Source organism: Paenibacillus mobilis, from assembly GCF_058267595.1.
This window is the reverse complement of sequence record NZ_JBZCMS010000004.1, coordinates 36,744-49,549: the sequence shown is the minus strand read 5'-3', so window position 1 is coordinate 49,549 and position 12,806 is coordinate 36,744. Positions and strand designations below refer to the sequence as shown.

At 54.0% G+C, this 12,806-nt stretch carries 10 protein-coding genes; all 10 read right to left on the bottom strand.

Going from position 1 to position 12,806, the window contains the following annotated elements; genetic code table 11:
* Positions 1 to 176 precede the first annotated feature (176 nt).
* Positions 177 to 1,532 carry an alpha-L-fucosidase gene (locus AC3ZPD_RS08870; protein WP_490983933.1) on the bottom strand — a complete coding sequence of 452 codons (1,356 nt, stop codon included), beginning with the start codon at positions 1,530 to 1,532 and terminating at the stop codon, positions 177 to 179.
* Between the two features lie 27 nt (positions 1,533 to 1,559).
* Positions 1,560 to 3,221, bottom strand: coding sequence for an ABC transporter substrate-binding protein (locus AC3ZPD_RS08865; RefSeq protein ID WP_490983932.1), 1,662 nt, complete (start codon positions 3,219 to 3,221; stop codon positions 1,560 to 1,562).
* Between the two features lie 15 nt (positions 3,222 to 3,236).
* Complete coding sequence (locus AC3ZPD_RS08860; RefSeq protein WP_490983931.1) at positions 3,237 to 4,136, bottom strand: carbohydrate ABC transporter permease; 900 nt, start codon at positions 4,134 to 4,136, stop codon at positions 3,237 to 3,239.
* A gap of 17 nt (positions 4,137 to 4,153) precedes the next feature.
* Positions 4,154 to 5,125, bottom strand: a complete 972-nt coding sequence (locus AC3ZPD_RS08855; RefSeq protein WP_490984294.1) for an ABC transporter permease — start codon at positions 5,123 to 5,125, stop codon at positions 4,154 to 4,156.
* A gap of 298 nt (positions 5,126 to 5,423) precedes the next feature.
* A complete protein-coding gene (locus AC3ZPD_RS08850) occupies positions 5,424 to 7,694 on the bottom strand; it encodes a helix-turn-helix domain-containing protein (RefSeq protein ID WP_490983930.1) in 2,271 nt (756 codons plus the stop codon).
* Between the two features lie 255 nt (positions 7,695 to 7,949).
* On the bottom strand, positions 7,950 to 8,663 hold the full coding sequence (locus tag AC3ZPD_RS08845) for a GntR family transcriptional regulator (RefSeq protein ID WP_490983929.1): 714 nt from the start codon (positions 8,661 to 8,663) through the stop codon (positions 7,950 to 7,952).
* A 9-nt stretch (positions 8,664 to 8,672) separates the two neighbouring features.
* Positions 8,673 to 9,698 carry a sugar kinase gene (locus AC3ZPD_RS08840; RefSeq protein WP_490983928.1) on the bottom strand — a complete coding sequence of 342 codons (1,026 nt, stop codon included), beginning with the start codon at positions 9,696 to 9,698 and terminating at the stop codon, positions 8,673 to 8,675.
* The gene (dagF, locus tag AC3ZPD_RS08835; RefSeq protein WP_490983927.1) at positions 9,691 to 10,446 is read right to left on the bottom strand and encodes a 2-dehydro-3-deoxy-phosphogluconate aldolase; all 756 of its coding nucleotides are present in this window, start codon (positions 10,444 to 10,446) and stop codon (positions 9,691 to 9,693) included. Before dagF ends, AC3ZPD_RS08840 begins: the two co-directional genes overlap by 8 nt.
* Positions 10,439 to 11,554 carry a DgaE family pyridoxal phosphate-dependent ammonia lyase gene (locus tag AC3ZPD_RS08830; protein WP_490983926.1) on the bottom strand — a complete coding sequence of 372 codons (1,116 nt, stop codon included), beginning with the start codon at positions 11,552 to 11,554 and terminating at the stop codon, positions 10,439 to 10,441. The genes dagF and AC3ZPD_RS08830 overlap by 8 nt, the downstream gene beginning before the upstream one ends.
* Positions 11,520 to 12,680 (bottom strand): amidohydrolase/deacetylase family metallohydrolase, encoded by a 1,161-nt coding sequence (locus tag AC3ZPD_RS08825; RefSeq protein ID WP_490983925.1) that lies wholly within the window; start codon positions 12,678 to 12,680, stop codon positions 11,520 to 11,522. The genes AC3ZPD_RS08830 and AC3ZPD_RS08825 overlap by 35 nt, the downstream gene beginning before the upstream one ends.
* Positions 12,681 to 12,806: the final 126 nt, after the last annotated feature.

Below are 12,806 nucleotides of genomic sequence, written 5' to 3'. Positions count from 1 at the left end.
CGGCTGGCGGATTCACGGCCGCCGCCTTCGGCACCTCTCCCGGCACAATGCCTTTCTCCTGCATAATCCGTTCGGTTTCTCCCCTGCGTTCGTTCATTCCGGCACTTCCTTTCATTCGATTTGACAGATCAAGGCCAGGAACAAGGGCCCTGGCCGATCCGGCGGTCCATATGAAATTAATCATTCCCGTTCACAAAAACCGATGTGCCCCGCTGCCTGCGGGCCCATTCGGCCACCCTTGCGGGGTCGCCTTCCCACAGCCGCTGTTTGCCCCAATCGTTGGCAGCCGGAGTTCCTTCGCATTCGATCTTGAGCACCGGGAACAGCCGGGTTGGGCGTTCACTCGGCAATCCCTGGATGACCAGTTCATCTTCCGTCTGGCTGAACGTCAGCTCCTGCCCTGTCGTCAGCAGCACAACCTTCCTGACCTTTACGGCCAAATCAGCCAGACGCAGCTGCGGGGAACCGTCCCAGAAGCGAATGATCAAATAAAGATTGTTGCCTTTGGTCGTCTGACGTCCGTAGGTAATAAATTCGGTCACCGCACCGCCGTCGGAGCCGTACACCGCTTCACCGTGCACCTCCAGCCACTGCCCGATCTGGAGCACGCGCTGCACAAACTCCGGCGGCAGCTGGCCGTCCGGCTGCGGCCCGACGTTAAGCAGCAGATTGCCGCCGCGTTCGCCGCCTTTTTCCGCACATTCACAAAGCATATCCAGCAAGTAATCGGCAGGACGCCAGCGTTCGCCGTTTGTATATCCCCAAAGCCGCCAGGTGGTCACCTGGTTGGATTCCCAAAGCCGATTCTTATCGGGAACGATGACATGCTCCGGCGTCCCGAAGTCGCCGAGCACCTCCGAATCGCCCGCCCCGGCTCCGCCATCGGCATAAACGTTGTCCGCCTTGGAGGATCCCAGCCGGTTGTTGACGAGGATATTCGGCTGAATTTCCTTCATCCGGGCCACAAGCTCGACGCTGCCCAAATCCTCCGAATCCCTCGGCCATACACCGTCGAAGAAGAAGTGGTCGATTTGCCCGTAGTTCGTCACCAGCTCCTCGACCTGAGCGTGCAGATAAGCTTTCATCACTGCCCAGCCCTCCGGGTCCTTGTCCGGACCGTCGAAATAAGCGGGAATCCGCCAGTCGATCCAGGAATAATACAAGCCGATCCGCAGTCCTTCCTTACGGAAAGCATCTACGAACTCGCGGACAAAATCTCGTTTCGGCGCCTGTGCGGCGCTGGAATAATCGGTGGTTTTCGTGTCCCAGAGACAGTAACCGTCATGATGTCTTGTAGTCAGGCACGCATATTTCATGCCCGCCTTCCGGGCGGTGTACGCCCACAGCTCGGGATCGTAATGCTGCGGATTCCAGGAACACGCCTTCTCGGCGTATTCCTGCTGATTCAAATGCTCCCGGAACAGAACCTGTTCCCCGCGTCCATACTGGGCATAAGGCCCGAAGTGGATAAACATCCCGTACCGGCTCTCCGTAAACCATTTCCAGCCTTCCGGCATTTCCAATTTCCCCATGTGATTTAGACCTCTTTTCTGTCAGCTTTACTTCTGTTTCGCATCATAAACTTCCTGATAGATTTCGAGATAACGTTTCAGGTTCATGCCGTCTAACGTCTGCAGGTAGTTCTGCCAATTGGCATCGTTCAGCTCCATATCTCCGGTTACGAAACGGGCCGTCATTTCATTCACATAATCAAACAGGGTTTTGGCCAGATCCGCCATTTCGGCCGTTTGATCCGAGGTGAAGAATAGCGGCGGCATAACGCTGGCCGTATCGATTTTGTAAGGGTCGTATTTTTCCTTCGTCTCTTTGTACAAAATGCTTTCCAGCGGGTTGTCCGGATCGGCAACCTCACCCAGGCGGAGTTCGCTAGGCCGGAAATTCGGCCCTACCTGAGACCAGTTGGAATTCTGCTGAACACCGAATTTGGTGAGGGTCTTGTAAATCGCCTGCTCGCCGTTGATCCCTTTCTCGCCTTCAGCCGCCCAATCCCAATCCCTGCCGAGAACGCCGAAATTCAGGCGGAGCGTATTCTCGCGGTCATACAGCATGTCTGCGAGACGGAAAGCCGCTTCCGGATTTTTAGCTGCGCTTGTAATGACAAACGCCCCGCCGGCGATCTGATAAGGATCTACCTGCGTGACCTGAAGGCCATCCGGTCCTTTCAGCGGAGGGACAGCCACATACTCCAGCCAGCGGCCGCTTTCGCCGCTGAGCTGCGTGATCGCACTCATATTAGGCGCGGATGCCGCACCCAAAATCGGAACGCCCGGATTTTCCCCAAGCTGCATAAGCTGCGTGCCATCCTGGGTTAAAGCCTGCGGATCCATCAAACCTTCAGCGTAGAGCTTATGCAGGTATTCAAGCCCTTTCCGCCAGCCGTCTTTGTTGTAAGGCACATCGGCTTTGCCGTCGTTCAAATAAATCCGGGTGTAAGGCGCGTAGGTGAAGGCGTTCATCAGAAAGTTTTCAATGGCGGTTGTCGTTGTCGTGCCGTAAGCCATCGGCGCTCCGGAGAAAGGAATTTCATCCGCTTTGCCGTTGCCGTTCGGGTCCTGCGTTTTAAAAGCCTTCAGAACTTCGTAGAACTCTTCGGTAGTGGTCGGCATTTGAAGCCCCAGCTTATCCAGCCAAGGCTGATAAATCCACATTTTCTGGCGCATGGAGCAGTGGTAGCATTCATTAGGCGCCGGGAGGGCGTAAATATTGCCGTCGCTGGCTGTGATGGATTCTTTGATCAACGGGCGCTCTTCAAACATTTTTTTCGTTTCGATCCCATATTTGTCGATCAGATCATTCAGGGACACGAACACGCCCTGCTGTCCGTATAACTGCTGCTGATCGTTCGAAACGTTCATGCCCATGATGACGTCCGGAAGGTCGCCGCCGGCGAGCACCACGTTCAGCTTTTCCGCGGCAGAACTGCTGGGTACGACCTCCCATTCAATATGAATATTTGTTTTCTCTTCCAGATATTTGGTGAATTCGTTGGTAGCAAAGTCCTCGACGGTCGGAATGGCGGCCGTCATGACTTTAATCGTGATCGGCTCGTTTACGATGGGAAACTGTCCGGCTTCCGTAACGGCCTTTTTCGAGTCATCCGGCGACGACGCCTCATTTCCCTTGCTGGAACACGCGCTGAGCAAAACAACAAGGGCAAGAAGACAGCTCATGCCGTTTCTGAATAATAATCTTCCCTTCATGATAACCCCTCCTAATTATCCTTTTAACGATCCGATCATGACGCCCTTCACGAAATATTTCTGTACGAAGGGATAAACGATCAGCAGCGGCACCGTGGTGACTACGATCAGGGAATATTTCAGCAGAACACGCATCGCCTCGCGCCGGGCCGCATCTGCCGGATCTCCCGAGAACACGGTAGTATCGACGTCATTGCTGATCAGGATGTCTTTCAAGACCAGCTGCAGCGGATACATATCCTGGTCTTTCAGATAAATAAGCGCATTGAAATAGGAATTCCAGTTCGCGGCTCCATAATAGAGCGCAATGACGGCAAGGATCGGGCCGGAGACAGGCAGCACCATTTTCCAGACAAACCGGAAATCGTCGCAGCCGTCAAGCTGGGCCGCCTCCAGCAGCTCATCGGGTATCGTCATCTGGAAATAGGTCCGGGTAATGATGACATTCCAGACGGTCAAAGCTCCGGGAAGGATCATCGCCCAAAGGCTGTTCAGCATCCCCAAATCCTTCACCAGCAGGTAAGTCGGAATCAGCCCGCCCGTGAACATCGTGGTGAACATAAACAGCACCATAAATACGTTTCTGCCAAAAAAATCCTTCCGCGACAGCGGATACGCCGCCAGCACGGTCATAAACACGTTCACCAGCGTCCCTAGCGCCGTGTAGATCACGGAGTTGACGAAGCCGCTCCAGACGAGCTTGTACTGGAACACCGCCCGGTAACCCTCCAGCGTCGGATGCACCGGCCAAAGCAGCACTTCACCGGACACCACCGCCTGCGAGCTGCTGAACGAGGAGCTGACTACATAAATGAGCGGGTACAGAATCAGCAGAAACAGGATGGTAATCAGCACATAATTCACCACAGTAAAGATACGGTCCGAATACGTTTCGTTTTTAAATGCAGTTTCCATGTCCGAGTCCGCCCCCTTTACCATAAGCTTCCGTGCTGCGTTTTCTGCGCGATTTTGTTAACCGTGATCAGCAAAATCAAGTTGATGACCGACTTGAACAGATTGATTGCCGTGGAATACGAATAGTTAGCCACCTGCGAGGCCAGGCCGACCTTGTAAACATAGGTATCTATAATTTCCCCCGTCTTCAGGTTCAGCGGGTTCTGCAGCAGCAGCACCTTCTCGAATCCGACATCCAGCACGTGCCCGGTGTTCAGAATAAGCAGGATTACCGCAATCGGCATAATGCCCGGCAGGTCGACATGGAACATGCGCTGAAGTTTGCTTGCGCCATCCATGACTGCCGCTTCATGCTGCGCCGGGTCAATGCTGGATAACGCGGCGATGAAGATGATGCAGTTAAACCCGATGTGCTGCCAGATATCTGTTGTCACGTAAATAGTCTTGAACAAACCCGGCTTGCTCAGAAAATCGATCGGGGCAAAACCGAACCACGAAATAACCTGGTTCACGATGCCGCTGCGCGGGTTGAGGAGCTCCTTGACGATCCCGATCATCACGACGACCGAGATGAAGTGCGGAGCGTAGGTTACCATCTGAACCGACTTTTTGAAGATGCCGTTCCTCATATAATTGAGGCCAAGTGCAAGCAAAATAGGGAAAGGAAAGCCGGCGGCCAGGTTGTAAAGGCTGAGCAGCAGCGTATTTTTCGTAATCCTCCAGAAATCGTAAGAGTGTATAAACCGCTCGAAGTGTTTGAGTCCCGCCCAATTGCTGCCCCAGATGCCTTTGGTAACGATATAATCCCTGAACGCAATCTGGGCACCGTACATCGGGATGTACTTAAAGATAATCAGATACAAAAAGGGCAGAGCCATTAACACATAAAGCTGCCAGCTGCGCCGCAGGCGGAAGAAGGTCCGCTTCTTCCTGACAGCAGCCGGCTCACGTTCGCCCGCCGGAAGGGGGGTTACCTGCTCCTGCAACATGCCCACTTGTCTTCCCCTCCTCAGAAAATGTGGTATTAACCCGGTTAAAGTTCCCGGGCTAAGGATGAAAGAAGCAACCACCGCCTTTCTTAAAACTCCGGCTTAATCTGAAGCTCTCGCGAAGCGCCGGAAATTGGTTCTAAGATTAAAAGAGCGGTGGAAGGAAGTCTATCGTATTGTGTTTCAGGCATGTGCAATTGTTAAGAAAACAGGTGGTGAATCCCCTTTCATTTGTGCATTTCTTAGGAATCCCTTAGGAATCAGGCCTATTCACGGAAACATACATGACAGAAATCTGTCATAAAGCTTCTTTCCGATAAATCTCCGCGGCTTCCCGGAATGCCGTTGCGCTTGTTCCGTTGCTCCGTTTGAACGCTCTGCAGAAGGTATTAGAGGAGCGATAACCGACCTGAAGGGCGATATCCCAGATGGTCAGCTCTGTCTCCGACAACAGATATTTGGCATGTTCCATCCGAAGCTTCTCCAAATAATCGGAGAAATTCGTACCGGTCTGCTCCTTGAAAAACTGCGACAGGTAAACCTTGGACATGTTCATCCGGTCAGCCACCCAATCCAGATTTAGATCGGCAACGTTGTAATCGCGTTCAATCAGCTCCATAATGTCATCGATCAGCCGCACGTTCCGGCTGCGTTTCCTTTCGTCTACAATCCGGCACAGCTGGGTGTACCCTTCGGCGATCTGCCCGAATAGCTCGGCAGGAACCTCTGCCAGCTGAATGCGTTGAAACAGGGAACGAAAATCGCGAACCTTTCCCGGCCGGATCTGGGCTTCCGCTTTAGCCAGGCTGCCCAGCAGCTCGAACAGCAGCAGCTGCTGCATGGAAAGAGGCAGATGCCTAGCAACAAAATTATCGTTATACAGCATCTGGATAAGCTCCCCGACTTCCGCAGCGTCTCCGGCCTTGGTAACGTTGATCAGCCTTGTCTCCACTTCTCCCGGATAATAAAATTCATTTCTTCCGTCCGGCAGTTCCCCGTACCAGCGCACCGCGCCGTCTTCCGTTCCGGCAGAATACGCCGCAGCCTGCCGGGCTTCTTCAAACGACCGGTTGACCTGCAGCAGCGATTCATATAAATGGCCGACGGCAATAGCAGGCTTATAGCCAAGCTGCCCGGTGATTCTCTGCAAGCCTTCGCGGGACCACTGCTCGATTTGTCCCCGGAATGCCGTTTCGTCTTCCCCTTGATCCACAAACAAAAGAGCAATTTTATCTTCAGAGATGTCATGAAAGAAATGCTGTTTGCCAAGCGTGTCCCTGAGCACCTCTTTGATCAGCACCCGGTTGACATCCAGCTCGCGCAGCAGATCTGTATTCAGCCCGTTATCCGGTCTATGGAAATACAGCAGTCCCACCGCATATCTGTTGCCTTTAAGCTGCAGCTTCTGGTGATCCAGCAGCGACTCAATATCCGCAGGAGACTGAAAATCCCCTTTGAACAGCCTGTCGAAAAAGCTTTCGCGCAGAAACGGGGCCTGGCGTTCAATCTCATGCCGCAGCTCTTCATGACTGTCGATAAGCTTCGAAACGGAGGAATGAATGAAACCGTAGGTATCCCCCGCCCGGCCCGGATCCCCGAGACGTTCCCGAATCAGGAAGACGAGATGCTGCAGCGGCCGGCTGCTCCGGTAAGCGAAGAAAAAGGCCAGCAGCGCTCCTGCTCCGAGAAAAGCAAATACGAGGATAAACGTAATCTTTTTAATATAAAAAACCTTCTCCATCGCTACCCTGGCAGGCTGGGAAACCGAATAAGTCCAGCCGCTGGAAGAGGATTTGGCATAGGTATTCAGCATTTTGCCCCCGCTTCCGGCATCCTCCGGTCCCGGCCCTACGGAAACAAGCACTTGACCGTCGGCATCCGTAATGGAGGCCTGCCCTCCCTGCAGGTTGATGCGGCTGAGCAGCTTCTCAATTTCGCGCGTATCTACCAGAATCACTAATGCCCCTTCCGTATGTCCCGGATAACCAATAGAACGAACGTAGGTCAGCAGCGAATAAGTTCCGCCTTCATATAAAGCAGTATGGGCCGGATAAAACCGTCGGACTTCATAGTGATCAAACAATGTGGATTTCCAACTGTCGTAATCCAAACCTTCATATTGAAGCACAGTCGGATAAAATTTAGGCAGGGTGTAAGAGGTTTGAGAGGATAATGCCAGATCGCCTTTTTTGAAGAATAAATAATAATCGAGGATAAAGTTATTGGAGATGTTGTAGTTAAACAAGCTGTTCTGCGTTTCGTAAACCCTGTAAGTATTTGCGCCTTCAAACGGCTTGTCCACCTGCTGCAGGCCCATGATTTTCGGGTCGGACATCAGCTGCCTGGCAATCGTATCGATTTCGGAGATTCTCCGGTCGATCATATCTTTGACCTGGTCCAGCATCTGTTGATTGGATTTGACCGTCTCCTGTTCTACAAGCTTCAGCGTTTTATCATACAGCACAGTCCCAAGCACCATTGTGAGCAGCATAAACATAAGATAAGGTGCCAAAAGACGAAAAAAGACACGGTGTTTCTGCAGCAGCCGTCTGCGGATCGCTGAACGCATTCCCATTTCCCCCTTCTGAATTTGCATATGCCAACCAAGCAAGCCACATGAGAGCAAAACAGACAAAAGGCGATAGAATTATAGATAGTGCTTTAAATTATAAATGCGATAAAGCGTGAAAACACGGTTATTTTTGTTAGTTTCTTAAAATGGCTATAAAAAAACCGTTAATGTGTTATTTTACATAACATAATTAACGGTTCCATTCACGTACTAAAGGATCTTACAACCTGAATCATTAACGATTCAAAACGGCTAAGCCTCGTAATTCACCACATAACTCTGCTTCGCCGTATGGTAATAACCAAAGCTGAGCTCCGCGACCTGTCCCTGGCCGTCAAAAGAATACCGGATCCGCTTTAACACCGGCATTCCTTCGTCCAGCTTCAGCAGCTCCGCGATTTCGGCGGAGGGCAGCTCGGCGGCGAATTCGTCGCGGAGTTTATCGAGCGTGATTCCCTGCTCCTCAAGCAGCTCATACAGGGAGCGCCCGTCCAGCTCATCGTCCTCCAGGCCGTCCACGGCCGGAGACACGTAATGCTCGTAGTAAATATACGGAACATCGTTCAGATAATAGATCCGGCTCAGCTTCAGGCACAGCGGACCAAACAGCTCGAAGGGCTTGCTGCCGGGTTCGTTCTTGACCTGCTGGAGTCCGAGCCACTGCTTGCGAATCTTATGGCCTTCTTCAACGAGAATTTCCGTGAAATGTTTCCACTTGGACAGCTTGGAGGTAACGGTATTGCGGACAACCCGCGTTCCCCTTCCGCTGCCTTTCTCCAGATACCCCTCCTGCACCAGCTCCTGCACGGCGCCGCGCACCGTGATTTTGCTGACCCCGAACTCCTTCTCCAGCTGAGGTTCGGAGGGGATGACCGAATCCAGCGGATAAACGCCGTGCAATATCCGGTCTTTGATAATATGTTTAATTTGCAAATATAACGGTCTGTCTTTCCGTTTTAAACTCACCTTGTATTCCTACCTTTCCACATCGCGGAGGCCTTGGGCCATCGCCCGGAGCACCTCGCTTTCGGACGCCATCGGCGTATCGCCCGTTACCGTATGGGCCAGCATGCCCGCCGCAGCCGCAAAAGCGACGGTCCGTTCAGGGGCAAATCCCTCAAGCTCGCCGTGGATAATGCCGCTGGCAAATGCGTCGCCGGCTCCAATCCGGTCATGCACCGGGAACACCAGCACGTCCGAATAGCTGAACCGGCCGTCCCGGTATACGTAGCCGCGCAGCGAATGACGCCCGTCCGCACGGATGCTGCGGTGCGTGCCCGCCACCGCCCGCACGCCGTACCGCTCCGCCGCAGCGGGGATCAGCTCTTCGAGCAGCTCCTCGCGCTCCTGCTTGCCGGTGGCGGAGGTCATGCCAAGCACATGCAGCGCGTCCTGCTCGTTCATGAACACGACGTCAGCCAGCTCCAGCATGGCTTCGTAATGCGGTTTGGCGAAAGCATAACCGCCGTTTGCTGCCCATAGTCCCGGGCGGTAGTTACAGTCGAAGATGACCAGACCGCCGCGGGCTTTCACCTGCCCGGCAAATGCCTTCATCGCCTGGCGGACGCCGTCATTCATGGCCAGCGTAATGCCGCAGAAATGAACGGCGTCGATTTCGCCGGCCGTTCGTTCAAACGGATAAACGCCGTCCGGAGCGGTGTTAAAGCTGCTTTCCTGCCGGCTCGAGTAAGTGACCCGGCTGGGCCGGACTCCGAATCCATTTTCCAGGAAATACATGCCCAAATAGCTGCCGCCTCTCAAAATCTTGGAAGTGTCGATCCCCAGCTTGCGCAAATAGGCGGCAGCGGCGTCGCCAAGCGGATTGTCAGGCAGCCTCGATACTAGGTAGCCTTTATGTCCGAACTGGCTGAGCGCCGAGATGACGTTCACGCCGGTTCCCGAAAACGAATATTTAAGCGTATCGCTTTGGGCAAGCAGCTCATGGCCCGGCACCTGCAGCCGCATCATCACCTCGCCAAAGGCGGCAACCGTCTTAGGCATAGAGGTCAGCCAGCTTCGTCATCGTTTCGTGCAGCACCCGCACATCCCGGATGATCGTTGCTCCGCTCTCTTTATCAATAATAGACGAATACACGTGAGGAATCACCTGCGGAACGCCGGCTTCCAGCGCTATGCGCAAAATCGCTTCAAAATTGTCCAGGTCGATTCCGCCGGTCGGCTCCAGCGCAAATTCCTCTTCGGCGCAGGCTTTGGCCACCGCACGGAACTCTTCTTCCCGGCTAAGCCCCTGCATCGGAAAATATTTAAGCGCATTGCCGCCCATATCCTTCACGAGCGCAATCGCCGCTTTGATCGGCACAATCGCTTTATCCGGCTGCGCTGCGCTGACAGGCCCCATCGAAATATTGACGTAACCCGCCTCGCCCGTCGGGGAAATCATGCTGTTGATCCAGCTGTCTTTGCCGTTCAGGTTGGCGCGCGTAGCGCCCACGGCCGGAAACGCCTGGTTGATGTGGCTGCCCGGATAATATTTGGCGATTTCCGCGACCATGGCGGCCTGGCGGTTGTCGCCCGCGCCGAGTCCGATCGATACCGCATCTTCGATTTCACGGCCATGAGCTTTCATGGCCTCCACGGCCTGCTCGACGGTCGGATAGTTTTTGGACAGGACGCCGACCAAAACATGGCCTTCGGCCGCTTCAAAAATTTCTTTAGAATTTTCGATATCTTTGGTTAACACGTTTAAAGCGACGCGGTTTCTATAGAAACGTTTGCTAATATTAGACATTTGCTGTTCCCCCTGTATATTCGCGGATTTTGGCTTCGATGACGGCCATGTCGTCTCCCATGAGCGGACGCGGGTCGATATCGAAATACCCTTGGCGGACTCCATAGTCCCTAGTATAAATGGCGATGTCTCCCTTTTGAAGCTTGTCGTTCAGTTCCCTGGCGGTTAAGCCCGCTTCCGAAGCGTCCACGTGGATACGGCCGCGGAAGATGGCCCGGCCCGCTTCATCCTGTACAATCGTGACCTTGATACCGGGGATCTGGCCGTTCAGGGCCACCAAACGCTGCAGTTCCTCTTTCTCCTGCTCGCTGCGGTCCTGCTTCTCCGCATATTCGTCCAGGGCCTGAAGCAATCCGAACGTCGTCTCTTTGCCGACCTTCATGCTGCGGCCGATGCCGTGAAGCTGCACCTTCAGCCATTCGATATAGGTTCGCTTGCCGGCCACAATGCCGGACGTTGGGCCTTCGATCGCTTTGGAGCCGCTGTAGATGGCGAGGTCGGACACTTTTACATATTTCTGCAGGTCCTCTTCGGCCGCCGCGTCCACAATGAGCGGAATCCCTTTGCTCTGCGCGACCTCCCAGGCTTCTTCGACGGAGATCATGTTTTTCTGCACCGCATGGTGGGACTTGACATACAGCAAAGCGGCCGTACGTTCATTGACGGCATCCGCCATATGCTCGGCTTTGCCTTCGTTGGCGTAACCGACCTCCACCAGCTTGCCGCCGCCGAGGTATACCATCGTTTCCACCGGCGCTCCATACTGTACGTTATGCCCTTTCAGGATGATGATCTCGTTTCGCTCGATCGGCTCCTGGTGCAGGCGCTCGCTGAGGCGGCGGTTGCCCCGAGTCACGATGGCCGCTACGGAAAGCGCAATGCCGCTGGAGGCGGAGTTGACGACAACCGCCGCTTCCGAGCCGACGTGGCGCGCCACGTAATCCCCCGCTTTATCGACCAGATCGGCGATTTCCACGTAGCTTTGCCCGCCCTGCTTCATCGCTTCCATAACGGTGTCCGTTGGCGCGGATACCCCGAGAATACTCATGCGCCCGCTGGCGTTAATTACCCGTTTAAGCCCGTATTTCGCTTGAAAAGAATTTGTCACCGACAATCGCTCCTTTAGCTTCAATTCGCCGGTTTGAGGTCCGGCGTTCCCCTTCGGAATCCACAAGAACTGTCGCTTCGTCTGCCACTGTAAAAAAGGTCAGGTTCGCCGGATCCCCGGCTTGAATCCGGCCGAGTTCCGGACGGCCAAGCCAGTCCGCGGCATTCACCGTGACGCGCCGCACCGTCTCTTCCAGCCCGTAGCCGAGCTCCAGAAATTTGCTCAGCACGTTCGCCATGCTGTATACCGGACCCTTCAGCCGGTTGCCGCGGTAAATGTCCGTGCTGATCGTATCCGGATGAATGCCGTGCCGTTTGGCCGCTTCCGCCGTGGCGAACGAGAAGCTGGCGGTGCCGTGGCCCACGTCCAGGTGCACGCCGCGCCGTACCGCATCCGTCAATACGTCCAGCGGATTGCCGTCCGCGTCAAACAAATTGTTCGCTTTGCCGTTCAAATAATGCGTAATGATATCCTTTCGCTGCAGCAGCGGCACCACTTCCCGGATGTCCGGCGGCGCCGAGCCGATATGGACCATCAGCGACAATCCCGTCTGCTCCGACAGCTCCCGCGCCGCCATAAGCGGCTGAATGCCGCTTTCCTTAACGACGCTTCGGCTGATCCGGGCTTTGAGGCCAACGATAAATTCCGGATAATCCCGGACAGCCTGCACGACCTTTTCCCGGTTGATCCAGGACATATCGGACAATTCATCAATGCGTTTCAGCCCGATTTGGGAAATATTCAAAAAAGCCAACAGCCGGGTATCCGCCTTCCTCCCGCTTGCTTCCAGATCTGCAATCCGGTCGGCTCCGCAGCTGCCCGCATCGACGATCGTCGTTACGCCCTGCTTGACGCCGATTTCATCGATTTCATCCCCATACGGATCAAATTCAGGGAAGGCATGAACGTGCATATCTATCCAGCCGCTTGAGACGTAAGTGCCAGCCGGCGCTTCCCAAACGTCAAAGCCGTCAAAACGGCCGCCGGAATCAGGCTCTTTCTCCCCAAGCTCACCCGGTTGATCCTGCCCCTGAACCAGAACTTCGGTAAGGATTCCATCCGTTATCACGAGATCTATCCGCCTGCCATCGGTCTGCTGCAGATTTCTAAGCAGCCTTCTGCTCATCGGCTCACCTCCACACTCCAAAATGAAGTATCTATTTATACCTTAAACTATCATAACAACACACCTATGTAAATATAACGTTATAATGTTTAATGTTGATTTTATCCTACAAAATTCAGCTGGATT